Raw genomic sequence first — 22,717 nt, 5'->3', positions numbered from 1 at the left:
GGGTGCTACGATCCCGCCAAGGCAATCGTGCAAAAGGCACGGTCGATAGTTGCGCCCACCCGATCCCGGTCCACCGTCGGCAGGGGCGGTGGCGTGGGGTTAAGACGGTCGGTCAAGAATTGGTCCAGCATGGCGTCGTGCCCCTGCCGGTCCTGTTCCCCACCCTCCGCCTTTCGGGCGATCAAGTCCTGAATACGTGCCAAAAGCTCTGCGTCTGGTGTCAGGCCGGACAGCAGCGATGGCATATCCATCGGCGGCGGTCCATGGAACCGCAGCAGCCATTCCAGACAGCAGGCCGCGCGCAGAGCGTAGCAGTAATCCTTTGGCCGCACGGCGTCCCCATCCTCGCGCACCTTTTCCAGGCTGCGGCGACCGAGGTTCAGATAATGGGCGGCCAGGGCGTTGGGATCAGCGGCGGAACGCACCAGTTGGCGAATGGTGCCGACCGGTGCCGCCTCCGTGCGGTAGGTGATGGGAGAGGATAGCCATTCCAGCAGAGCCGCATTGGAACGCAGAGACAATTGCAGCGCCTTGCGCAAATCCCAGCCGCCAATATCCAGCACCGGGTCGACAGGCCGTTCAATCACATCTCGCCGGCTACTTACCGACAAGTAATCGGCCAGGGGGCGCAGATAGACGAAACGGACATCGTAGTCGCTGTCGCGCGAGGGAAAGCCCCATGACCGGCTGCCGGATTCGATGGCGAACAGGATGGTGACGCCGTTTTCCGTCTCCATCCGCTCCAGTTCCGTCTCAACCCGCCGGCGCATGCCAGGATCAATCGCTTGCAGTGCCATCGATGCCAATACTTTCGCATACTTGCGCGCGGTAGGCGCGCAGGATCAATTCTTCCATGAACAGCATATCGGGTTGTTCCGGAAGGTGCGAGGTCCCGGCGGCGTTTTCGGCCTGCTGCTGCATATCCTCCACGATCGCCTCCACCTGGTCCACGGGCACCTGACCTTGACGGATAGCCAGAATTTCCATGGCGTCGGGGCGGGGCAGGGTGATGTGGCCCGTCATCATCAATTCCACCGTCTGTCGCCCGATGCGCACAGCATGCGCCATGCTTTTCCAGTCGATGCCATTGGCAGCCGCCGAATCCAGGCTGCGCCGGCCATATTCAGCCATCAGCCGTTCCATCACGTCGCGGGCATTGCCGATGCTGGCCTGGAATGACAGTTTCTTGCCGCATACTTCCAGATGCCGCACTTGCACCCCACCCGGCATTTGCAGATCGACAAAGCCGATATGGGGATGATCGCCCTCCAAGACCTTATCCGGGTCGGCATCGGCCAGCGGCGCACCGGGACCAAGCGATCGCTCAGCCTCGCGCAGCCAGTCCCGGGCCATGGCGGTGGCGTTCACACGCTGTCCGCGGATGCCGAACCGATGCGCCTGCCGCTGGGAATAGCGTAGAGCGGCTTCCACCTTCCGGCACAGCAGGCGATGGCGGTTGGCCTGGATCTCCCGCCAGAGCGGATGCGGGTTGCCGATAATGGCGCTGTCGGGTGCGAACAGCATTTCCAACGCAAGGGTTTGGCCGTCGGCCAACAGCTCCAGATAACGCTGCAAACTGAACAGGTCACGATCCACCGCACCGGGCAGATTGCGTTGTCCCGGTGCCTTTTGCGGCCCCTCGCAGATCGTGGCGGGAACCCGCTGCAACAGGATGTCGCGCGCGGTGGGCAGGAACACGCCCTTGTAATCCAGATCGGATTGCGCGGTGGAGGTGCCGTAAAGATGCGACCCGCTGTGCATTTCGACGATCAGTTGCATGCCGGTTCCTTTGCCGCTCACCCGCTCTGTGCTGGGCGTAATCGACTTTTCCGCCGGGCACAACGCTGAGCCGCGGGATGGAGCCTATCCCCGCTCCTGCGCCCCGTGCCAGACGCGCAGGATGCGGACATCCTCCCCGTCTGTCGTTTCATAGACCAGGATATAGGGATGCACGACAGCCAGTTCCCGCGTGCCGTCGGGCCGGGCCTTGCCACGTTTGGGGAAGGTGGGCAGGCTGTTACCGGCGGTGAGAAGACCCGCCGCCATCCGATCACCCGCAGCCGGGTTATACTGGTCGATATACGCGATATGGCCGGTAAGGTCAGCGATAGCCTGATCGGTCCAGATTACCTGCGCCGTGGACTTACATTCAGTCCTGTCGCTTTAGAGTATGCGAGTAAGGGGGCGGCGGCCGTTCACCGTTTGCCAGGCGCTGAAGCCATTCTGCGACCACCGCATGCGGCACGAACCGGCCTGCCGCGACATCGGCGCGCGCATCGGCGATGGCGCGGGCTTTACGCGCCTCATCCACATCGTCGAAGATCGAACCGGCCTGTTCCACGAGAGCGACTATCGCACCCGGTTCATCCCAGGGCAAGGCATCGGGCGTGCTGACGGCTGTTGCGTCACTTTCGCAATGCCTTCGGTCTGGAAACGGTAGCATTCGATCGTTACGATGCATACCAACATACCAATCCGTACCGGCAGAACGCTGGGCGGAACATAAAAGAGGAAGTTTGGGAAATGGCCGGTATCGACAAGCGCATTACCGAGGAAGAAGCCTTGCTGCTGCACAGCAGCGGGCGCCCCGGTAAGTTGGAAATCACCCCTACCAAGCCGATGGCGACACAGCGTGACCTGTCGCTGGCCTATTCACCGGGGGTGGCCACGCCCTGCCTGCGCATCCATGCCGACCCGTCCACAGCCTATGATTATACGGCCAAGGGCAATATCGTCGCCGTCATCTCCAACGGCACCGCCGTGCTGGGCCTGGGTGATCTGGGGGCCCTGGCATCGAAGCCGGTGATGGAGGGCAAGGCCGTCCTGTTCAAGCGCTTTGCCGATGTCGATGGCATCGACCTGGAGGTCGATACAAGAGATGTGGACGAATTTATCAATTCCGTCCGCTATCTGGGTCCCAGCTTTGGCGGCATCAATCTGGAAGACATCAAGGCTCCGGACTGTTTCATCATTGAGCAGCGCCTGCGCGAACTGATGGATATCCCGGTTTTCCATGATGATCAGCATGGCACGGCCATCATCGCCGCCGCCGGCCTGTTCAACGCGCTGGAAATGACCGGCCGCGACATCAAGGAGACCAGACTGGTCATCAATGGCGCCGGTGCGGCCGCGATTGCTTGTGCTGAGCTGTTCAAATCCATGGGCATCCCGCACGGGAACATCACGCTGTGCGACACCAAGGGTGTGGTCTGGAAGGGCCGGTCCGAGGGCATGAACCAGTGGAAATCCGCCCATGCGGTCGTGACTGATGCCCGCACGCTGGCCGATGCGGTTGCCGGGTCGGACGTGTTTGTGGGCCTGTCGGCAAAGGGGGCGATGACGCCCGCCATGGTGAAATCCATGGCCAAGAACCCCATCATCTTTGCGCTGGCCAACCCCGACCCGGAGATCACGCCGGAAGAGGTGCGGCAGGTGCGCGATGATGCCATCGTGGCCACGGGCCGGTCGGATTATCCCAATCAGGTCAACAATGTCCTGGGCTTCCCCTACATTTTCCGTGGTGCCCTGGACGTGCGGGCCAGCACCATCAACGATCAGATGAAAATTGCCGCCGCCCGCGCGCTGGCAGCCCTGGCGCGTGAGGATGTGCCCGACGAGGTGGATGCCGCCTATTCCGGGCGCCGTCTGCGCTATGGCCCGGAATATATCATCCCGGTGCCGTTCGACCCGCGCCTGATCTCCACCATTCCCGCCGCCGTGGCCCAGGCGGCCATGGATACGGGTGTGGCGCGTAAGCCCATTGTCGATATGGATGAGTATCGGCGGTCCTTGCGGCTGCGCCTGGACCCGACTGCCGACAGTCTGCAACTGATCGCTGACAAGCTGCGCAGCAGCCCCCGCCGTGTGGTGTTCGCCGAGGGGGAGGAGGAGCGGTCTATCCGCGCCGCCATCGCCTATCGTTCCGGCGGGTTCGGTCACCCGGTCCTGATCGGGCGCGAGAATGTGGTGAAGGAAAAGCTGGCCAGCCTGGGCCTGTCGGGCATCGAGCCGCTGGATATCCAGAATGCCAAGTTTGGCGCGCCGGAAATCGAGCGCTATACCGACTTCCTGTACAAGCGGTTGCAGCGCCGCGGCCACCTGCACCGCGATTGCCAGCGCTGGGTCAACCAGAACCGCAATGTCTTTGCCGCCTGCATGGTCGCCACGGGCGATGCCGACGCCATGGTGACGGGTCTGACCCGCTCCTTTGCTGTCAGCTTCGAGGATATTGAGCGGGTGATCGACCCGCAGCCTGACCATATCGTGTTCGGCCTGTCGGTGCTGGCCACCCGCAAGCGCACTGTCTTCATCTCTGACACCACGGTCCATGAGCGCCCGACCCCGGAGCAATTGGCCGATATCGCCATCCAGTCGGCCCGCATGGCCCGGCAGATGGGGCATGAGCCGCGCGTGGCCTTCCTGTCCTTCAGCAATTTCGGCCAGCCCATGCGTGACCGCGCCGCCCATGTGCGCGACGCCGTCTCGCTGATGGATAAGCGCAAGGTCGATTTCGAATATGACGGTGAGATGTCAGCCGATACCGCGCTTGATTACGATCTGATGAAGCGCCTGTACCCGTTCGCCCGCCTGTCAGGCCCGGCCAATGTGCTGATCATGCCGGCCCTGCATGCCGCCAATATCGGGGCCAAGCTGTTGCACAAGTTCGGCGGCGGCAACCTGATCGGCCCGCTGCTGATCGGCATGGACAAGCCGGTGCAGGTGGTTCAGATGGGCGCCACCGTCAACGAACTGACCACGGCGGCCATCATGGCGGCGCATGACAGTCTGGCGCGGTGACGTCCTAACCGTAGGTCAGGCCAAGGCAGAAGCCTCGTCCTGACCTACGCATAATCGTCACACGCGGTCCCAATTATTAAGTTTCCGTGATGCTGTTACCCTGGCCCTGCGGCAATGTTATCTCCTCCGATCCCGCCGGGCGGCGGGAGGGATAAAGAAAAGAATGGCAGGGACAGATGCGGTGGTATGAGGTGCGACCGGTTCGGTTCGTGCTGATCGGGGTGGCGCTGGTCGGCCCGACGGCGGCGATCCTGTTGTCCTTGCTGCTGGCGGGACATGTCGAAGCGGGGGTGGCGTTGCCAGCGCTGCTGGTCAATGTCGTGGTGGCAGTGGCCATCCTGCGCATGATCCAGACCGATACCCGTCGCCTGACCGATTATGCCGAGGTGCTGGGTGAGGCATCGGCGCCGGTGCCGCCACCGGAACTGGACAGTATCACCGCGGAGTTTATCGCCTCGGCCATGGCCCGGGCGCAACAGGCCTGGCTGGACCGCGAAAGCAAGGATGCCGGCCGCGCCGGCCTGTTCGAGGCGGTCATCGACCAATTGCACGACCCGGTGATTTTGCTGGGTCCGGGCCGCGAGGTGCGGCGCGCCAATCAGGCAGCTTGCCGGATGTTCGGCGACCGTTTGCTGGACCGCGATCTGGCCAGTTCGGTGCGTACGCCCAGCCTGCTGGAAGCGACCGACGCCGTGCTGGCGGGGGGGGCATCCCGCAGCGTCGATGTGCTGCTGCCCGTACCGGTGGAGCGGACGTTGCAGGCCCGCGTGAAGCCGTTCCGGACACCGGGGGAAGAAGGGCCGCTGCTGGTCCTGCTGACCCTGCATGACATCACCATGCTGAAAAGAGCCGAACAGATGCGGGCCGATTTTGTGGCCAATGCCAGTCATGAGCTGCGCACGCCGCTGGCGGCCCTGATCGGTTTCATTGAAACGCTGCGCGGCCCGGCCAAGGATGATCCGGCCGCGCATGAACGGTTCCTGGCCATCATGTTCGATCAGTCCAACCGCATGTCGCGGCTGGTCAATGATCTTCTGTCCCTGTCGCGTATTGAGATGGACGAACATTCACCGCCCACCGAGCAGGTAGATGTGGCCAAGATCGTGCGTAACGTGGCGGCGACGCTGGAGCTGCGTGCCGCGTCGCGCAAGGTGAAGCTGCGGCTGGACCTGGCCGACCTGCTGCCGCCTGTCGTCGGGGATGAGGATCAACTGTCGCAGGTGTTCCAGAACCTGATCGACAATGCCATCAAATATGGCAAGGAACAGACAGAGGTCACGATCGCGCTGACGGCCCCGGTCGGCAGCAAGGCCGGTGCGGTGCGGGGGCCGGCGGTGATGGTGGCCGTGACCGACCGGGGCGACGGCATCGCCCGCACCCATCTGCCGCGCCTGACCGAGCGATTCTATCGCGTCGATCCCGCCCGGTCGCGCGCGCTGGGTGGCACCGGCCTGGGACTGGCCATTGTGAAGCACATCGTCAACCGCCACCGCGGCCGCCTGATCATCGACAGCGAGGTGGGCAAGGGCAGCACCTTCACCGTCATCCTGCCGGCGGTGAAAGGGGTCGCGACCAAGCGCGAGGCCGGGTGATCGCCCTCAGCCGGACGCGCGGCGGTATCGGGCTGGCGTGGTCCCGGTCCATTGCCGGAAAGCGCGGTTGAAGGCGGCGGGTTCGGCGTAGCCCAGTTGGGTCGCGATATCGGCAACAGACAGGCCGGGCCGGGCCAGGGCCGCCTTGGCAAGGTCCAGGCGCAACCGGTCCTTGATGGCCTGAAACGAGGTTCCTTCCTGGCGCAAGGTGCGACGCAGTGTGGCGGGTGAACAGCGAAGGGCCGCCGCCGCGTCCTCCGCGCCTGGCCATTCATCGGGCGGGCGGCGACGCAGCAGGTTGGCGACACGGCGGGCAAACCCGTCCGGGTTACGGTATTTGACCAGAAAACTTTCTGGCGCCTGGTTCAAGAACCCCCGCGCCGCCCGCCGGTCCTGGGCCACAGGCAGGGACAGCAGGGCGGCGTCGAACCATAGACGGCATTGGTCCTGGCCGAAGCGTAATTGTGTGCTGAACAGCACGAAATATTCCGCACCATGGGCCGGTTCGGCATAGGGCAGGCAGGCTTCCTCGATGGCTATGCGGCGGCGGACCAGCCAGCAGGCCACACCATGGATATAGACGAACAATGTCTCCACGGCGAAGACGGGCAGGGTGTGGCCGGGCCGGGTGGGGGCGATTTCCAGGGCGGCGCGCCGCCCCTCGCGCCGTACCGACACACGCAGATCGTCGAAGATGGTGTTGTAGGCCCGGCAGAGCAGGTCCAGCGCGCCCCCCAAATCGCCCCCGCCCTCCAGCGCCAGCAGGCAGGCCAGGGCAAAGCTGCCCACCTTCATGCGGCGGCTGTCCTGGCCGAAGAACTCATCATCCAGCAGTTGCGCCACCTCGCGCAGCAGGGCGGCATAGGATTGCACCGGCACCCGGGCACCGGGCTGCCATAGCAGGGCAGGCGCGATCCCGGCCTTGCGCAGCACCGGTGCGGGTTCCATACCACGTGCCAGCACGCCGTCCAGGGCCGCTGCCACGAAATGGATGGAAACGCTGCCCTTCTCCACCATGCCAATCCATTCCTTATTGACATAAGTGATCAGGAAATTTGATCGCAACGGTTATGGATGATCGGAACCGACAAGTCTACGCTGAGGGCCACCCCAGATATCCAGATGTCAGAGGAATGCCATGAGCGCCGATCCCATCGTTATCGTGTCCGCCGCCCGCACGCCCATGGGCGCCATGATGGGGGACCTGTCCGCCCTGACCGCGGCGCAACTGGGGTCGGTTGCGGTAAAAGAGGCCGTCGCGCGGGCCGGCATCGCCGCTGACAGCATTGACGAGTTGCTGATGGGGAATGTTTTGCAGGCGGGCCAGGGGCAGGCGCCGGGGCGCCAGGCGGCGCTGGGTGCCGGACTACCCCTGTCGGTCACCTGCTCCACCGTGAACAAGATGTGCGGCAGCGGCATGAAGACCACCATGCTGGCCCATGATCTGATCCTGGCCGGCAGTGCTGATATTGTGGTGGCGGCAGGCATGGAAAGCATGTCGAACGCGCCCTATCTGCTGGACCGGGCGCGCGGTGGCTACCGCTACGGCCATGCTACCGTATTTGACCATATGGCGTTGGACGGGCTTGAAGATGCCTATGAGCGGGGCCGGGCCATGGGCACCTTCGCCGAGGATACGGCCACCCATTTTGGTTTCACGCGCGAGGCGCAGGACGCCTATGCCCTGGAAAGCCTGCGCCGCGCCAAGGCCGCGGTCGAGGATGGCACATTTGCGGCCGAACTGGTGCCGGTGACGGTGAAGGGCCGCGGCGGGGACATCCTGGTGACCCGCGATGAACAGCCCGGCAAAGGCCGCCCGGACAAAATCCCCACCCTGAAGCCCGCCTTCCGCAAGGACGGCACGGTGACCGCCGCCAACAGCAGTTCCATCAGTGATGGCGCTGCCGCGCTGGTCCTGATGCGTGCCAGCACTGCCGAGAAGCGTGGCCTGTCGCCGCTGGCCCGTATTGTCGGCCATGCCAGTCACGCCCGCGCGCCGGCCTGGTTCACGACCGCCCCGGTCGGGGCCATGCAGTCCCTGTTCGCCAAGACCGGCTGGACCGCCCAGGATGTCGATTTGTTTGAGATCAATGAGGCATTTGCTGTCGTTGCCATGGCGGCGATGAAAGAGCTGGATCTGCCACATGACAAGGTCAACATCCATGGCGGCGCGTGCGCGCTGGGCCATCCGATCGGCGCTTCGGGTGCCCGCATCCTGGTGACCCTGCTGTATGCCTTGAAGAAGCGTGGTCTGAGGCGCGGCGTCGGGTCGCTGTGCATCGGCGGCGGCGAGGCGACGGCCATGGCAGTTGAATTGGTGTAATGGCCGCAGCCAGCACGGGGAACGACCATGATCCTTACTGAAGAACAGGCCATGATCCGCGACATGGCCCGGCAGTTTGCGCGCGAGAGGCTGGCGCCTGGTGCGGCCGAGCGCGACCGGACCAGCCGTTTTCCCGCCGAGGAATTGCGGGAGATGGGAGACCTTGGCCTGCTGGGCATGGTGGTGCCGGAAGAATGGGGTGGGGCGGGGGCCGATGCTATTGCCTATGCCCTGGCGATTGAAGAGATCGCGGCCGGTGATGGGGCGATTTCCACCATCATGAGCGTGCATAACTCAGTCGGCTGCGCGCCGATTCTGGCGTTCGGTACGCAGGCGCAGAAACAGCGCTATCTGCGTGACATGGCCACGGGGCGCATGCTGGGTGCTTTCTGCCTGACCGAACCGCAGGCGGGATCGGATGCCTCCGCCCTGAAAACCCGCGCGGTGAAGGATGGTGACCATTATGTGCTGAACGGCGCCAAACAGTTCATCACCAATGGTCAGAATGCCGGCGTCGCGCTGGTCTTTGCTGTTACCGATCCGGCAGCGGGCAAGAAGGGGATCTCCGCCTTCCTGGTGCCCACCGACAATCCGGGATACAAGGTTGCGCGTCTGGAACATAAACTGGGCCAGCGCAGTTCCGACACCGCGCAAATCCTGCTGGAGGACGCGCGGGTGCCAGCGTCCTCCCTGCTGGGCAAGCCGGGTGAAGGCTATCGCATCGCGTTGGCCAATCTGGAAGGTGGGCGCATTGGCATCGCCGCGCAGGCCGTGGGCATGGCCCAGGCCGCGTTTGAGGCGGCCCGCGATTACGCGCGCGACCGCGTCTCCATGGGGGTGCCGATCATCGACCATCAGGCTGTGTCCTTCCGGCTGGCCGATATGGCGACCAGAATCGAGGCGGCCCGCCAATTGGTGCTGCATGCCGCCTCCCTGCGCGGGGCTGGGCAGCCTTGCTTGAAGGAGGCGTCGATGGCCAAGCTGTTCGCGTCTGAAATGGCCGAACGTGTCTGTTCGCAGGCCATTCAGACGTTTGGTGGCTATGGCTATGTCGAGGATTTCCCGGTGGAGCGCATCTACCGTGATGTGCGTGTCTGTCAGATCTATGAGGGCACCAGCGATATCCAACGGCTGGTGATCGCGCGCAATCTGTGATGGTGCGGCGCGGAGAAACCGTAGACCGGGACGCGCCAGCGACCCGATCACGACCTATTGCGGCTTCTCCGCTGCCTTCTTCTCGGCAAACGCCTTGGCTTCGGGCGCGTGCAGGCCGCCATCGGCCAGGAATTTCCAGGACCCGTCCTGCTGCTTGCGCCAGATGGTGACATAGCGGGAGGGCGGCAGTTCCTCTTTGGTGCCGTCCGGCCTGTTCCGGAACCAGCGGGCCTTGCCCCATGTGTAGCCCAGTGTGCCATCAGCGGAGACGGCGCCATCCATCGGGCCCCAGTCAATCTCCACATCAGGGCCGAACATTTTTGCCAGATCTCTGGCATCGGTGCCGGGCACCGGGTCATTCAGCATGAGCACGCGGGGCTCACCAAACTCGGCAAAGGCCGGGCCCGGCCCCACCTCCTTGGCGCGGGCGGCGAAGGCCCGGTCGGCATCCATCACCCCTTGGGCCGGGTGGTTCTGGGCCAGCACCGGCAATGTCATGATTGTTGCGCAGGTCAGCGCCCCGAAGCTACGCGCCAACTGACGGGGGGTACGCCGGTTCTGATGCCGAAGGCCCATGCCCAGCTCCTTGCAAAAATGAAATATCCCTTTAAGTTCAATGGTGAAGTAGGTTTCTGCGGCTGCCAACAGACATTGTGTAACGCAACTGTTTCGCCGATGACACCCGCAGGTCTCTGCGGGCAGTGTCATGGAACTGTAACGTACATGTAGTATTTGCGTCTCGCAGCGCAGCTATGGTCCCGGCACCCAGCAGGGACATGGCCACATGGTACCGGCCGGCGTCAGGGGATGCCAGTGCCGAACATGTGCCGCCCAGTTAACCGGAGGCCCTTGTCGTGACCACCAAGAAGCTCGTCCTCGCCGCCGTTCTCGGCGCTGTTTCCTTCGTCGGCCTGGCCGGCGCCGCCGCCGCCCGCGACCAGATCCGCATTGTCGGTTCCTCCACGGTGTTCCCCTTCACCTCCACGGTTGTTGAGCGCTTTGGCCAGACCACGAAGTTCGGCGCTCCGATCCTGGAGTCGACGGGCACCGGCGGCGGTATGAAGCTGTTCTGCTCCGGCATTGGCGCTGATTTCCCGGACGCCACGGGTGCATCGCGCGCCATGAAGGCCAGCGAATTCGATAGCTGCCAGAAGAACGGCGTTGAGCAGATCACCGAGCTGGTGATTGGTTATGACGGTCTGACCTTCACCCAGTCCAAGAAGGGCACGCAGATCAATATCACCAAGGCGCAGCTTTTCTCGGCCCTGGCCAAGGAAGTTGAGAAGAACGGCCAGATCGTGCCGAACCCGCACAAGACCTGGAAGGACATTGATCCGTCCCTGCCGGCCATCGAAATCGAAGTGCTGGGCCCGCCGCCGACGTCGGGTACCCGCGACGCCTGGCTCGAACTGGTGATGGATGTCGGTTGTAAGGAATTCCCGGCCATCAAGGCCCTGGACGCCGCCCGCCACACTGCGGTCTGCCGCACCATGCGTGAGGACGGCGCCTTCATCGAAGCCGGTGAGAACGACAACGTCATCGTGCAGCGCCTGGTCTCTAACCCGAACGCCTTTGGCATCTTCGGTTACAGCTTCCTGGAAGAGAATATCGACAAGCTGCATGGCGTGCCGGTCAACGGCGTTGAGCCGAAGTACGAGACCATCGCGTCCGGCGAATATCCGGTCTCCCGCCCGCTGTTCGTCTACTTCAAGAATCAGCATTTCGGCGTGATCCCCGGCCTGAAGGAATTCCTGGCCGAGTATGCGTCGGAGCGCGCCATGGGTGAGGACGGTTATCTGGGTGACAAGGGTCTGGTGCCGCTGCCGGCCGACAAGCGCAAGGCCGCCGAGCAGGCCGCGCTGAAGCTGACCCCGATGGCCCGTCCGGCCTCGTAAATTGCAGGTCGGGGCGGCGTCGGGCGTGGTTGCAGAACCAGACTCCCGACCCTGTCCCGGTGTATAAGCAGATGGCGGGACCGGCGGCGTCAGACCTGATGCCGCCGGTTTGCCGTAACCGGGAAATTCCCTGACAGCGGCGGATTGAACCTCATGTCAGTCACCTTGACCGTAAGTGTCCTGTTGTTCTTGTCGCTTGCCGGATTCTGGCTGGGACGCAACAGGGCCGTAGCCGTGTCCGGCGGGCGTATCGCCAATCTGCATTCCGTACCGAATTATTATGGCTCCTACATGGCGCTGTGGGCTGCCCTGCCGGCCCTGGTGCTGATCCTGGTCTGGCTGGCGCTTCGCGGCGCTGTCATCGACTGGATGGTGTTATCCTCCATGTCGCCGCAACAGCTTGAAAGCTGGGCGCGTGTGATGCTGGCGCCGGTGGAGTTGGAAGCACTTCTGCCGTCCATCGCCGATGGTGCCTCGGCCCTGACCGAGACCAGCCGCCAACTGCTGCTGATCAATATCAGCAACTTGGCCATCGGCCAGGCGCAGTATGTGAATGCTGGCGTCATTGATGCCATCACCCCCGCCGCCAATCATCTGGCGCAATTGCGGGGGCTGGCGGACTGGACCCTGTTTGGTATCGTCGTGGCCCTGGCGGGTAGCCTGCTGGCGATCACCTGGTCGAAGATCGGCCCTGAATTCCGCGCGCGCAACAATGTCGAACGGATCATCACGGCGCTGCTGGTGCTTTGCTCCACCATCGCCATCCTGACCACGGTCGGCATCGTCCTGTCGCTGCTGTTTGAAAGCATCCGCTTCTTCACCAAGGTGCCAATCACCGAGTTTCTGTTCGGCCTGCAATGGTCGCCGCAGACGGCCATTCGCGCCGATCAGGTGGGGTCGTCGGGTGCGTTTGGCGCCGTGCCCTTGTTCACGGGCACCCTGCTGATCGCCACCATCGCCATGTGCGTGGCAGCCCCGGTCGGCTTGATGTCGGCCATCTATCTGTCCGAATATGCGCCGAAGAAGATTCGCGGCGTGGTCAAGCCGGTGCTGGAGATCCTGGCCGGCGTGCCCACCGTGGTGTTCGGCTTCTTTGCCATCCTGACGGTCGCCCCCTTCATCCGTGATGTCGGAGCGGCGTTGGGCATCCCCATCTCCTCGCAAAGTGCGCTGGCCGCCGGCGTGGTCATGGGCATCATGATCGTCCCGTTCGTGTCCTCGCTGGCCGATGACGTGATCAATGCGGTGCCGCAATCCCTGCGGGATGGGTCTTACGGGCTGGGTGCCACCAAGTCGGAAACCATCAAGCAGGTGCTGCTGCCCGCCGCATTGCCCGGTATCGTCGGCGCCATGCTGCTGGCTGTCAGCCGCGCCATCGGTGAAACGATGATCGTGGTGATGGCCGCCGGCCTGCAGGCCAGCCTGACCCTGAACCCGCTGGAAAGCGTCACGACCGTGACCGTGCAGATCAAATCGATCCTGGTCGGCGACCAGGAGTTTGACAGCGCCAAAACCCTGTCGGTGTTCGCGCTGGGTCTGGTCCTGTTCCTGGTCACCCTGGCGCTGAATGTCGTTGCCCTCCGCATCGTCCAGAAATATCGGGAAAAATATGACTGAGATCGCAGAGCCGATGCCCACAGCCATGCCCGTCTCCCTCCACACCGGCGACGCCGCCACCAAGCGACTGAAGGCGCGCTATGCCGCCGAACGGCGCTTCCGCTTCTACGGTATCCTGGCGATCCTGTTCGCCTGCACGATGCTGGTCATCCTGCTGTCCACCCTGCTGAAGGAAGGCACGTCGGCCTTTTTCCAGACAGAGGTCAAGCTGGCGGTCACCATTGATGCGGGTGTCATTGACCCCAAGGGGACCGGTAATCCCGCCGAATGGGACCGCGGTGCCTTTCAGACGCTGGTGATCGACGCGCTGTACAAGGAATTCCCGGACGTTTCTGGCCGGACCGAAAAGCGCGACCTGCGTGGTCTGGTCAGCCCCGTGGCTGGGGTGCGTCTGGGTCAGATGCTGGATGAAAACCCGGCCCTGGTCGGACAGACGATTGATGTCTGGCTGCCGGCATCCGATGGCGTCAACCAGATCGTCAAGGGCGGCATCGACCGCGACCTGCCAGAGGCTGAACGCCCCATCAGCGATAAGCAACTGGCCTGGTTTGACAGTCTGGAACAGCGCGGCGACGTGCGGTCAGCCTTCAACACCACCTTCTTCACCGCCAGCGATAGCAATTATCCGGAACTGGCCGGTCTGCTGGGTGCGATGGTTGGCACCTTGCTGACCATGCTGGTGACGCTGGTCATCTCCCTGCCCATCGGGGTGGCGGCGGCGGTTTATCTGGAAGAATTCGCCCCGAAGAACCGCTTCACCGAGATCATCGAGGTGAATATCAACAATCTGGCCGCCGTGCCCTCCATCGTGTTCGGCTTGCTGGGTCTGGCGGTGTTTCTCAACTTCTTCGGCATGCCCCGTTCGGCCCCGCTGGTCGGCGGTCTGGTGCTGGGTCTGCTGGTGCTGCCCACCATCATCATCGCCAGCCGCGCCGCGCTGAAAGCGGTGCCGCCGTCGATCCGCGAGGCTGCCTTGGGCATGGGGGCGTCAAAGCTGCAAGCGGTGATGCATCATGTGCTGCCGTTGGCCATGCCCGGCATCATGACGGGCACCATCATCGGCATGGCCCATGCCGTGGGTGAGACGGCACCTCTGCTGATGATTGGCATGAATGCCTTTGTGACGTCAGCCCCAGACAGCCTGCTGGCAAGCTCCTCCGTCCTGCCGGTCCAGATCTTCATCTGGGCGGACAAGCCGGAACGCGGGTTTGTCGAACTGACCTCGGCCGCCATCCTTGTGCTGCTGGCCTTCCTGATCTTGATGAACGGTGCTGCCATCTGGCTGCGCAAGAAATTCGAACGTCGGTGGTAAGAATGGACAGCATGACCCTGAACAAGCCCGTGCAGGCCGCCGTCACCCAGACGGTGAAGATGTCGGCCCGCGACGTAAAGGTCTATTACGGCGCCAAACGTGCCTTGCACGGCGTCAATGTCGATCTGTACCAGAACGAGGTTCTGGCCATGATCGGCCCCTCGGGCTGTGGCAAGTCCACGTTCCTGCGGACCTTGAACCGCATGAACGACACGATCGATATCTGCCGCGTCGAAGGCAAGATCCTGCTGGACGACCAGGATATCTACGATCCCAAGCTGGACGTGGTGCAGTTGCGCGCCCGGGTCGGCATGGTGTTCCAGAAGCCGAACCCGTTCCCGAAATCCATTTATGAAAATGTGACTTACGGGCCGAAGCTGCATGGTCTGGCCACCCGCAAGGATGAGTTCGACGCCATCGTCGAAACGTCGCTGAAGCGTGCCGGCTTGTGGAACGAGGTCAAGGACCGTCTGCATGAGCCGGGTACCGGCCTGTCCGGTGGTCAGCAGCAGCGCCTGTGCATCGCCCGCGCGGTTGCTGTCAGCCCGGAAGTGATCCTGATGGACGAGCCCTGTTCGGCCCTCGACCCCATCGCCACCGCGCATATCGAAGAGTTGATCGACGAACTGCGCGAGAGCTTCACCATTGCTATCGTTACCCACAATATGCAGCAGGCTGCCCGCGTATCGCAGCGCACGGCCTTCTTCCATCTGGGTGACCTGGTCGAGGTGGGTGACACGGAAGAAATCTTCACCAACCCGCGCGATGAGCGCACCCAGGGCTATATCACCGGCCGTTACGGTTGATGTACCGGGCCGCCGGCCCACCAGGTTTTGCCTTCCCCGCGACAGCGGGGACCCAGGGGCCACGGGGCCGAGACGTGGTAGCAAGCGGCCCCTGGACCCCCGCCTTCGCAGGGGAGGCCGCTAAAAGCTTACCCTGTTTATCGAATTGAGGGTCAACGCCGATGTCGCCGACCGAACATACCGTCAAGTCCTTTGAGGCGGAATTGCAGCGCCTGTCCAACTTGATCGCCCAGATGGGCGGCGTGGTGGAAGCGCAGGTGGAAGCGGCTGTGCAGGCCGTGGGCCGCCGTGATGTTGAAGGCGCCACCAAAGTCATGCAGGGTGATGCGCGCCTGGATGAGTTTGAACGCCAGATCGAACATGATGCCATCCGCATGCTGGCGCTGCGGGCCCCTGTCGGTGTGGATCTGCGGGAGGTGCTGGCGGCGCTGAAAATTTCCGCCGATCTGGAACGCACGGGCGACTATGCCGCCAATATCGCCAAGCGTTCCATCGCGCTGGCGCAGTTGCCGGTCATGCGTCCGGCCGGCACCATCCCGCGCATGGGTCGCCTGGTGCAGGAAATGCTGAAGGATGTGCTGGACGCCTATATCGACCGCGATGTCGATAAGGCCGTGGCGGCCTGGCATCGCGATGAAGAGCTGGATGATCTCTATACCAGCCTGTTCCGCGAAGTCCTGACCTACATGATGGAAGACCCGCGCAACATCACGCCCTGCACGCACCTGCTGTTCATTGCCAAGAATCTGGAACGTGCCGGTGACCATGCGACGAATGTCGCTGAAACGGTGCATTTCCTGGTCAAAGGCCAGCCGCTGACGGCCGAACGGCCCAAGGGCGATAAATCCAGTTTTACCATCATCGAACCGGTGGATAGCCAGGGCTGAACCAGCCCCATCCACACCCATCTAGCGCCAAGGGACTCCGATGAACGCCGCCTTGAAGCCGCTGATCCTGGTTGTCGAAGACGAGGCCGATCTCGTCACCCTGCTATCCTATAATCTGGAGCGGGAAGGCTTCCGGGTCATCACTGCCGGTGACGGGGAAGAAGCCCTGCTGCTGGCCGACGAACGCAGCCCGCATCTGATCCTGCTGGATTGGATGCTGCCATTGATGAGCGGGCTGGAAGTCTGCCGTCAGTTGCGCCGCAACCCCAAGACCCGCGAGACGCCGGTCATCATGCTGACGGCGCGCGGCGAGGAGGCGGACAAGGTCCGTGGCCTGAACAGCGGAGCGGACGATTATTTGTCCAAACCGTTCAGCCCCACCGAACTGGTGGCCCGTATCCGCGCCGTCCTGCGCCGCGCCTCGCCCGGTCTGGCCGAAGAATTGCTGCGCTTCTCTGACATTTCCATGGATCTGGCCGCCCACCGTGTGCGGCGCGGGGGCCGGGATATCCATCTGGGCCCGAAAGAGTTCGCCCTGCTGCGCCATTTCATGCAGCATCCGGGGCGTGTTTTCTCCCGTGAACAGTTGCTGGATATCGTCTGGGGTCACGACGTCTATGTCGAGTTGCGCACCGTCGATGTGCATATCCGCCGGTTGCGCAAGGCGCTGAACGAAACGGAAGACCAGGATGTGATCCGCACGGTCCGTTCCGCCGGCTACGCGCTGGACAACAAGACAACAATGTGACGGCGCGGTCGGTTCGCCGGCTTTGGCAGATCCCGGTGCGGTCTGTGCATCGGGATCTGGTTTGACGCCGTTGGCGACGGGAACCCGTTGATCCCCGATGATCCCGGGGACAGTGTCAGGCCGCGAACCGCACCCAATGGCCCGGCGTGACCTCCCGCAAGGTTCCTGGCCGATCACAACTCTCGCGGACCTGGGCCGCCAGCGGGGCCAGGCTGTTACCGGCCCCGAACGGGCTGCCCACTTCCGGTACCGCCGCCAGCAACAGACGCGTATAGGCGTGGCGTGGGCTGTCGATCACCTGTGCCGTGGGCCCACGTTCCACAATCCGGCCCCGGAAAATCACGGCGGTTTCTTCCGCGACATAGCGCGCGGTGGCGATGTCGTGGGTGATGTAGAGCATGGCGATGCCGCGCTCCCGCTTCAGATCGCGGAACGTATCCAGCACCGACAGGCGGATGGACACATCCAGCATGGAAGTGGGCTCATCCGCGATCAGGACGGCCGGGTTGACGGCCAGCGCGCGGGCCAGGTTCACCCGTTGCCGCTGCCCGCCGCTCATCTCATGCGGGTGCTTGCGCAGAGTGATGGCAGGATCGAGGTCCACGGCGCGCAGCAGTTCGTCCACGGCATCGCGCCGTTGAGCCGTCGACAGGTCGGGCCGATGCAGCGCCAGGGGCCGGGTCAGATGGTGTTCAACCGTATGGGCGGGATTGAGCGCGGCAAACGGGTCCTGGAACACCATCTGCACCGCCGATCGATAATTCAGAAGAGCCTGACGCCCCCGCAGTTTCGTCACGTCACGGCCGGCGTGGAAGATATGGCCGGCGCTGGCCGTCAACACATGGGTCAGCAGTTTGGCACAGGTGCTTTTGCCCGATCCGCTTTCCCCGACCAGGGCCAGGGCCCGGCCGGAATAGAGGCTGAAATCAGCGCTGTCGAGCGCGCAAAAGGCTCCGAAATGCATGCTCAGGCCGCGCGCCTCCAGCACAGGGCGGGCGCCAAATTCCGGCAAACCGTTCATTGCGGCGTCTCCTTCATGCGGACCAGCGTTTCACCCGGTTTCGGGTGCAGGGGCGGGATGGAGGCCCAGAGCCGGCGTGTATAATCCTGCTGTGGCTCGGCCACCATGGCGGTCGGCGTCGACAATTCAATCAACTGCCCACGCAGCATCACCCCGACCCGGTCGCAGAACTGGCTCATCAAAGCCAGATCATGGGTGATGAACAGGACCGCGAAGCCCAGCTTGTGGCGTAGTGCCGCCACTTCCTCCAGCAATTCGCGTTGTACCACCACGTCCAGGGCGGTGGTGGGTTCGTCCATCACCACCAGTTTGGGGCGCAACGCCAGCGCCATGGCGATGACGATGCGTTGCCGCATGCCGCCGCTGAACTGATGCGGATAATCGTCCATGCGGTCGGGTTTGATGCCGACCATCTGTAGCAGGTCGGCAGTGCGGTCGCGGATGTCGGCCTTGGTCGTGATGCCGTGTGCCTTGAACATGTCAGCGAACTGTGCCGATACGCGCAGGACCGGGTTGAGTGCATTCATCGCCGATTGCAGGACAACCGACAGATCGCGCCAACGCCAGGCCCGCAATTCTCGGCCCTGCAAGGCCAGTACATCGGTGCCGGCCAGATTGATCGACCCGCCCGTGATGAAGGCTGGGGGTCGGTGCAGGCGGGCGATGGCAAAGGCAACGGTGCTTTTACCGGAACCTGATTCTCCCGCCAGACCAAGCACTTCACCGGCGGAAATGTCGAAACTGACGTTTTTGACGGCGCGTGTCAGACCGTTGGGCGTGGCGTAGTCGACACAGAGGTCACGCACAGACAGGATGGGTTCGGTCATGCCCGGCCCCCTTGGTTTGCGGCGCGGTTGGTCAGGGCCGCCAGCACCTTGGCCGGCACCCGCACGGTGCGCAGGCGGGGGTTGGCAATCTCATCCACCGCGAAATTGATCAGCGAGAGTCCCGATCCAAAGAGAACCAGGGCCAGACAGGGGGCCGCCATTTCCCACCAGGCGCCGACCTGCAGGGCTGATGTGGATTGGGCATGGTAAAGCATGGTGCCCCAGGAGACGACCATCGGGTCACCCAGGCCCAGAAATTCCAAGGTAGCTTCGGTGATAACGGCGTACAGCACGGAACCGATGAAGTTGAAGCCGATGATGGAGATCAGGTTGGGCAGCAACTCGAAGGTGATGATCCGCCAGGCTGGTTCGCCCAGCATCTCGGCCGCCAGGATATAGTCGCGCTGCCGCAGGGACAGGGTCTGGGCGCGGGTAACGCGGGCCCCCCATCCCCAGGAGGTCAGGCCGATGATCAGCGCAATGACGAACGGTCCCGTCTGTCCGATAAAGGCGGCCAGCACCAGCATCAATGGCAGGTTGGGGATGACCAGGGAAATGTTGGTGAACAGGTTCAGTACCTCGTCCACCTTGCCGCCGAAATAGCCGGCGGTCACGCCGATGGCCGTTCCCAGCACCGTGACCAGCAGGCCGGCGGCGAAGCCCACGATCAGGCTGGTCTGGGTGCCATGGATGGTCTGGGACAGAACATCGCGGCCCATGCGGGTCGCCCCCATCACATGTTCGGCGCTGGGCGCCTCATGCGGGCTGGCCACACGCTGGTTGATGTCGAACGGCGCCACCAGGGGCGCGGCCAGGGCGATCAGGAAAAAGAAGGCCACGATGGCAGCACCGATGGCGGCCTTGCGGTTGGCAAGCAAGATGTTGAACAGCCCGCGCATGTTTCAGCCCTTCCGCAAACGGGGGTCGAGGGCGACGTAAAGCACGTCGGCGATGAAATTGGCCGTCAGCATGGCCAGCGTCATGATCAGCAACTGACCCTGGATCAGCGGGTAATCGCGTGCCGTGATGCCCTGGAACAGGGTGTAGCCCAGGCCCGGATAGTTGAAGACAACCTCCGTCACCAGCGCACCGCCAAAAGACGCACCCAGCGTCATGGCAAAGCTGGTGACGGTGGGCAGCAGGGCGTTGCGCGCGGCATAGGCCATGCGCAGGCGGCGGTCGGACAGGCCCTTGGCCGTGCCCAGCACGATGTAATCCTCGCCCAGCAGGTTGATCATGCTGTTGCGCATGGTGATCAGGTAACCGCCGACCTGGGCCAGGGCCATGGTTACAATGGGCAGAAAGGCGTGTTCAAAGACCGAGCAGAAAAATTCCAGGCTGAAGCCGGGGTCAATCTCCGGATCATAGGCATAGCCGGTGGGGAAAACCGGCCAGTAGATGGCGAACACAAACAAGGCCAACAGCGAGGTGACCAGGGGCGGCATCGCCTGCATCATCAAGGCGATGGGCGCGCCGATGCTGTCGAACCGCCCACCGCGCCGCCAAGCGGCCAGGATGCCGGCCAGACTGCCGATGGCAAAGGCGATCAGCGACGAGGTCAGGACCAGCATCAAGGTCCAGGGCAGGGCCCGTAGCAGCACCTCATTCACCGTCAGCGGATGGAACTTCACCGACAGGCCCAGGTCCCAGGTGAACACGCTTTTCAGGTAAGTGACGAATTGCGCCGGCCAGGGCTGGTCGATAAAGCCGAAGGTCTCCTTCAGCGCGGCCAGGGCTTCCGGTGGCAGAGTGCCGCCGGCCTGGGCAAACATGATGTCGACCGGATTACCGGGCATCAGGCGCGGGATCAGGAAATTGAACGTCGCAGCGACAATGAAGGCGGCGACATAGAATCCGACCCGGCGGAGAAGGAAGGCCATGGGGGGTCCTCTCCCGAAACCGAAGATCTGAAGGAAAACGGATTGTGTGTGGTTCGATGGGGGGCCGGACGGCCCCTATGGATCAGCCGCCGCCATTCACCGGCTCCAGCGCCAGCAGATGCAGCAGCCGTTCGGGCGTGCCGTCGAACACATCGGGCCGGGCCACCGGATTATCGGCGTTGAACCAGCCCTTGAAGCGTTTGGTGTTGTACTGATACCAGATCGGGTTGCTGAACAGCGGCACATAGGGCGTGTTGGCAGCCAGGATCATCTGCACCTTGTCCATGGCCCGGCGCTGTTCATCCGGGTTGATGGTGGCCACAAACGCATCCAGGGCCGCGTTCAGTTCCGGATTGTTGAACCGGGTCGGTGCTGTCCGCGTCTTGCCGGAGAAACGGGAATGGAAGCCCGTGTCAAAGGATCGGTGCGGCGTCTCCCCCGTAAAATAGCCATTGATGGCCATGTCATAATCGCCCTGGATCAGCTTCTGCGCCCAGGAGGCGGGTTCGGGCGTGGAGACGCGGGCATTGATCCCGATGGCATTCAGCCCTTCCACCACCAACTGTGTCGTGTTCACCCAGTCGGTCCAGCCATTGGGGGCCAGGATGTCAAAACGGATGGGCTTGCCATCGGGATTATCGACATAACCGTCGCCATCCACGTCACGGAAGCCGCTGTCGGCCAACAGGGCGCGGGCACCGTCCTTGTCATATTTGGCGTATTGGCCGAACTGGCGTTCGGCGTCCTGGTTCACCCAGTCCTGATAAAGGCGTCCCAGGCCGGAGGCATATTCGTTCACGATCGGATAGCCATAGCCGGCAATATCGACGATGGCGCGGCGATCCATGGCCATGCTGACGGCCCGGCGGAAATTCACGTTACGGAAAGCGGCACGGTTACCGGCATTCGGGCTGTCGAAATTGATATTCACGGCCACAGTCCCACCAGGCGGGAACCAATAGCGGTGATGGACCGGATTGGCGGCAACATAGGTGCGCTCGATATCCGGCATGAAGGCGCCGAACCAGTCCAGCTTGCCATTGCGAGCGGCGGCCAGAAGCTGTTCGTTGTTGCCGATCTGTGGGAAGGACAGGCAATCGACCTTCAGGGAGCCGGCGTCCCAGTAATGGGGGTTCCGGCACTGAACATAAAGCTGGTTGGTGAAGCGCCGTACCTCCGTCATCGGACCGGTGCCCACGGGATCGGGATTGGTGAAGGTGACGGGGTCCGCCACCTTCGACCAGATATGTTTGGGCACCACCGGAATGCGGGCCAGTTCATACAGGCTGTTGGCATTCACGCGTTTCAGTGTGAAGACCACAGTATGGGCATCCGGCGCCTCAACCGCAGCCAGTCGTTCCCAGATGTCCAGCGTGTCCAACGCTTTGAAACGCTTGAACATCTCGTAAGTGAAGACAACATCCTGCGCGGTAAAGGGCTGCCCGTCGGACCATTGCACCCCTTCGCGCAGGGTGAAGGTCAATTTCAACAGGTCTTTGGAGAAATCATACCCCGTGGCCAGCCGGTAATGCGGTCGGCCATTATGCAGGGTGTTGAAGATGATCAGGGGCTCATAGGCGAATTCCCGCGCGCTGTAGAGCCGCGTGGTTTCGTTGTACGGGTTGAAGTTACGGACCCAGCCGGTGGAGAAATTGGCCACGATGGTCAGCGTCGACGGGTTGTCCAGCGGTGCCGCCTGGGCCCTCACCTCTGTTACACCCGCCGTTGCCGGCAGCAACGCCGCCAATGCGGCAAGGTTGCGCAAGAACGTCATCCCGTTGACCCCTGTTGTCCCGGCCGGCCCCCTTGTTTCGGGCCTGTTCCGTTTGCACGACTGTCGGGCAGAGATACCCGGCA

General features: G+C 63.1%; 21 protein-coding genes. 10 read left to right on the top strand and 11 right to left on the bottom strand.

Features of this window, described 5'->3' with window-relative positions; genetic code table 11:
- Nucleotides 1–5: 5 nt before the first annotated feature.
- The 4 genes from CHU95_RS09995 to CHU95_RS22695 form a co-directional block, all read right to left on the bottom strand.
- On the bottom strand, nt 6–797 hold the full coding sequence (locus tag CHU95_RS09995; RefSeq protein WP_094456188.1) for a nucleotidyltransferase domain-containing protein: 792 nt from the start codon (nt 795–797) through the stop codon (nt 6–8).
- The gene (locus CHU95_RS09990; RefSeq protein ID WP_094456187.1) at nt 778–1,779 is read right to left on the bottom strand and encodes a DNA polymerase beta superfamily protein; all 1,002 of its coding nucleotides are present in this window, start codon (nt 1,777–1,779) and stop codon (nt 778–780) included. Before CHU95_RS09990 ends, CHU95_RS09995 begins: the two co-directional genes overlap by 20 nt.
- An 84-nt stretch (nt 1,780–1,863) precedes the next feature.
- Nucleotides 1,864–2,127: a type II toxin-antitoxin system RelE/ParE family toxin gene (locus CHU95_RS09985; protein WP_094456186.1), complete on the bottom strand. Its 264-nt coding sequence runs from the start codon at nt 2,125–2,127 to the stop codon at nt 1,864–1,866.
- Nucleotides 2,128–2,149: 22 nt separating this feature from the next.
- Nucleotides 2,150–2,461 (bottom strand): hypothetical protein, encoded by a 312-nt coding sequence (locus CHU95_RS22695; RefSeq protein ID WP_207762437.1) that lies wholly within the window; start codon nt 2,459–2,461, stop codon nt 2,150–2,152.
- A 62-nt stretch (nt 2,462–2,523) separates the two neighbouring features.
- Here CHU95_RS22695 and CHU95_RS09975 point away from each other — a divergent pair, with 62 nt between their 5' ends.
- Both CHU95_RS09975 and CHU95_RS09970 read left to right on the top strand, forming a co-directional pair.
- On the top strand, nt 2,524–4,797 hold the full coding sequence (locus CHU95_RS09975) for an NADP-dependent malic enzyme (RefSeq protein ID WP_094456184.1): 2,274 nt from the start codon (nt 2,524–2,526) through the stop codon (nt 4,795–4,797).
- Between the two features lie 176 nt (nt 4,798–4,973).
- Complete coding sequence (locus CHU95_RS09970; protein ID WP_094456183.1) at nt 4,974–6,389, top strand: ATP-binding protein; 1,416 nt, start codon at nt 4,974–4,976, stop codon at nt 6,387–6,389.
- Between the two features lie 6 nt (nt 6,390–6,395).
- Here CHU95_RS09970 and CHU95_RS09965 read toward each other — a convergent pair whose 3' ends face one another.
- Nucleotides 6,396–7,406, bottom strand: a complete 1,011-nt coding sequence (locus tag CHU95_RS09965) for an AraC family transcriptional regulator (protein WP_207762436.1) — start codon at nt 7,404–7,406, stop codon at nt 6,396–6,398.
- A gap of 121 nt (nt 7,407–7,527) precedes the next feature.
- Between CHU95_RS09965 and CHU95_RS09960 the strand changes: the two genes are divergently transcribed.
- Together CHU95_RS09960 and CHU95_RS09955 are read left to right on the top strand one after the other, a co-directional pair.
- Nucleotides 7,528–8,712: an acetyl-CoA C-acyltransferase gene (locus CHU95_RS09960; protein WP_094456182.1), complete on the top strand. Its 1,185-nt coding sequence runs from the start codon at nt 7,528–7,530 to the stop codon at nt 8,710–8,712.
- Between the two features lie 27 nt (nt 8,713–8,739).
- Nucleotides 8,740–9,867, top strand: coding sequence for an acyl-CoA dehydrogenase family protein (locus CHU95_RS09955; protein WP_094456181.1), 1,128 nt, complete (start codon nt 8,740–8,742; stop codon nt 9,865–9,867).
- Between the two features lie 54 nt (nt 9,868–9,921).
- Here the strand turns inward: CHU95_RS09955 and CHU95_RS09950 are convergent, their stop codons facing one another.
- Nucleotides 9,922–10,443, bottom strand: a complete 522-nt coding sequence (locus tag CHU95_RS09950; RefSeq protein WP_094456180.1) for a YybH family protein — start codon at nt 10,441–10,443, stop codon at nt 9,922–9,924.
- 278 nt (nt 10,444–10,721) lie between these two features.
- On the opposite strand from CHU95_RS09950, the gene CHU95_RS09945 reads away from it, so the two are divergent.
- From CHU95_RS09945 to phoB, 6 genes are all read left to right on the top strand, one after another.
- Entirely contained in the window at nt 10,722–11,762 is a 1,041-nt protein-coding gene (locus tag CHU95_RS09945; protein ID WP_094456179.1) for a PstS family phosphate ABC transporter substrate-binding protein, read from the top strand.
- Nucleotides 11,763–11,915: 153 nt separating this feature from the next.
- Nucleotides 11,916–13,379 (top strand): phosphate ABC transporter permease subunit PstC, encoded by a 1,464-nt coding sequence (gene pstC, locus CHU95_RS09940; protein WP_207762435.1) that lies wholly within the window; start codon nt 11,916–11,918, stop codon nt 13,377–13,379.
- Nucleotides 13,372–14,691 carry a phosphate ABC transporter permease PstA gene (gene pstA, locus CHU95_RS09935; RefSeq protein ID WP_094456177.1) on the top strand — a complete coding sequence of 440 codons (1,320 nt, stop codon included), beginning with the start codon at nt 13,372–13,374 and terminating at the stop codon, nt 14,689–14,691. Before pstC ends, pstA begins: the two co-directional genes overlap by 8 nt.
- 2 nt (nt 14,692–14,693) lie before the next feature.
- Nucleotides 14,694–15,497 carry a phosphate ABC transporter ATP-binding protein PstB gene (gene pstB / locus CHU95_RS09930; protein WP_094456176.1) on the top strand — a complete coding sequence of 268 codons (804 nt, stop codon included), beginning with the start codon at nt 14,694–14,696 and terminating at the stop codon, nt 15,495–15,497.
- 161 nt (nt 15,498–15,658) lie between these two features.
- Nucleotides 15,659–16,384, top strand: coding sequence for a phosphate signaling complex protein PhoU (gene phoU / locus CHU95_RS09925; RefSeq protein ID WP_094456175.1), 726 nt, complete (start codon nt 15,659–15,661; stop codon nt 16,382–16,384).
- 40 nt (nt 16,385–16,424) lie between these two features.
- A complete protein-coding gene (gene phoB, locus CHU95_RS09920; RefSeq protein WP_094456174.1) occupies nt 16,425–17,132 on the top strand; it encodes a phosphate regulon transcriptional regulator PhoB in 708 nt (235 codons plus the stop codon).
- Nucleotides 17,133–17,247: 115 nt separating this feature from the next.
- On the opposite strand, the gene CHU95_RS09915 is transcribed toward phoB, so the two are convergent.
- From CHU95_RS09915 to CHU95_RS09895, 5 genes are all read right to left on the bottom strand, one after another.
- Nucleotides 17,248–18,153: an ABC transporter ATP-binding protein gene (locus CHU95_RS09915; protein ID WP_207762434.1), complete on the bottom strand. Its 906-nt coding sequence runs from the start codon at nt 18,151–18,153 to the stop codon at nt 17,248–17,250.
- Complete coding sequence (locus tag CHU95_RS09910; protein WP_094456173.1) at nt 18,150–18,980, bottom strand: ABC transporter ATP-binding protein; 831 nt, start codon at nt 18,978–18,980, stop codon at nt 18,150–18,152. Before CHU95_RS09910 ends, CHU95_RS09915 begins: the two co-directional genes overlap by 4 nt.
- Complete coding sequence (locus CHU95_RS09905; protein WP_094456172.1) at nt 18,977–19,879, bottom strand: ABC transporter permease; 903 nt, start codon at nt 19,877–19,879, stop codon at nt 18,977–18,979. The genes CHU95_RS09910 and CHU95_RS09905 overlap by 4 nt, the downstream gene beginning before the upstream one ends.
- 3 nt (nt 19,880–19,882) lie before the next feature.
- Nucleotides 19,883–20,860, bottom strand: a complete 978-nt coding sequence (locus tag CHU95_RS09900; RefSeq protein WP_094456171.1) for an ABC transporter permease — start codon at nt 20,858–20,860, stop codon at nt 19,883–19,885.
- 82 nt (nt 20,861–20,942) lie between these two features.
- Nucleotides 20,943–22,634 (bottom strand): ABC transporter substrate-binding protein, encoded by a 1,692-nt coding sequence (locus tag CHU95_RS09895; protein ID WP_094456170.1) that lies wholly within the window; start codon nt 22,632–22,634, stop codon nt 20,943–20,945.
- Nucleotides 22,635–22,717 lie beyond the last annotated feature (83 nt).

This window comes from Niveispirillum lacus (genome assembly GCF_002251795.1).
GTDB lineage: Bacteria > Pseudomonadota > Alphaproteobacteria > Azospirillales > Azospirillaceae > Niveispirillum > Niveispirillum lacus.
This window is presented reverse-complemented; position numbering and strand designations above follow the sequence as displayed.

Excerpts from the sequence above, each read along its gene's own strand:
- CHU95_RS09975 (WP_094456184.1), top strand. The coding sequence starts at position 2,524 with ATGGCCGGTATCGACAAGCGCATTACCGAGGAAGAAGCCTTGCTGCTG.
- pstA (WP_094456177.1), top strand. The coding sequence starts at position 13,372 with ATGACTGAGATCGCAGAGCCGATGCCCACAGCCATGCCCGTCTCCCTC.
- CHU95_RS09955 (WP_094456181.1), top strand. The coding sequence starts at position 8,740 with ATGATCCTTACTGAAGAACAGGCCATGATCCGCGACATGGCCCGGCAG.
- CHU95_RS09910 (WP_094456173.1), bottom strand. The coding sequence starts at position 18,980 with ATGACCGAACCCATCCTGTCTGTGCGTGACCTCTGTGTCGACTACGCC.
- CHU95_RS09950 (WP_094456180.1), bottom strand. The coding sequence starts at position 10,443 with ATGGGCCTTCGGCATCAGAACCGGCGTACCCCCCGTCAGTTGGCGCGT.
- CHU95_RS22695 (WP_207762437.1), bottom strand. The coding sequence starts at position 2,461 with ATGCATCGTAACGATCGAATGCTACCGTTTCCAGACCGAAGGCATTGC.
- CHU95_RS09915 (WP_207762434.1), bottom strand. The coding sequence starts at position 18,153 with ATGAACGGTTTGCCGGAATTTGGCGCCCGCCCTGTGCTGGAGGCGCGC.
- CHU95_RS09895 (WP_094456170.1), bottom strand. The coding sequence starts at position 22,634 with ATGACGTTCTTGCGCAACCTTGCCGCATTGGCGGCGTTGCTGCCGGCA.
- CHU95_RS09905 (WP_094456172.1), bottom strand. The coding sequence starts at position 19,879 with ATGCGCGGGCTGTTCAACATCTTGCTTGCCAACCGCAAGGCCGCCATC.
- CHU95_RS09900 (WP_094456171.1), bottom strand. The coding sequence starts at position 20,860 with ATGGCCTTCCTTCTCCGCCGGGTCGGATTCTATGTCGCCGCCTTCATT.
- CHU95_RS09970 (WP_094456183.1), top strand. The coding sequence starts at position 4,974 with ATGCGGTGGTATGAGGTGCGACCGGTTCGGTTCGTGCTGATCGGGGTG.
- pstC (WP_207762435.1), top strand. The coding sequence starts at position 11,916 with ATGTCAGTCACCTTGACCGTAAGTGTCCTGTTGTTCTTGTCGCTTGCC.
- phoB (WP_094456174.1), top strand. The coding sequence starts at position 16,425 with ATGAACGCCGCCTTGAAGCCGCTGATCCTGGTTGTCGAAGACGAGGCC.
- pstB (WP_094456176.1), top strand. The coding sequence starts at position 14,694 with ATGGACAGCATGACCCTGAACAAGCCCGTGCAGGCCGCCGTCACCCAG.
- CHU95_RS09965 (WP_207762436.1), bottom strand. The coding sequence starts at position 7,406 with ATGGTGGAGAAGGGCAGCGTTTCCATCCATTTCGTGGCAGCGGCCCTG.
- CHU95_RS09995 (WP_094456188.1), bottom strand. The coding sequence starts at position 797 with ATGGCACTGCAAGCGATTGATCCTGGCATGCGCCGGCGGGTTGAGACG.
- CHU95_RS09960 (WP_094456182.1), top strand. The coding sequence starts at position 7,528 with ATGAGCGCCGATCCCATCGTTATCGTGTCCGCCGCCCGCACGCCCATG.
- CHU95_RS09990 (WP_094456187.1), bottom strand. The coding sequence starts at position 1,779 with ATGCAACTGATCGTCGAAATGCACAGCGGGTCGCATCTTTACGGCACC.
- phoU (WP_094456175.1), top strand. The coding sequence starts at position 15,659 with ATGTCGCCGACCGAACATACCGTCAAGTCCTTTGAGGCGGAATTGCAG.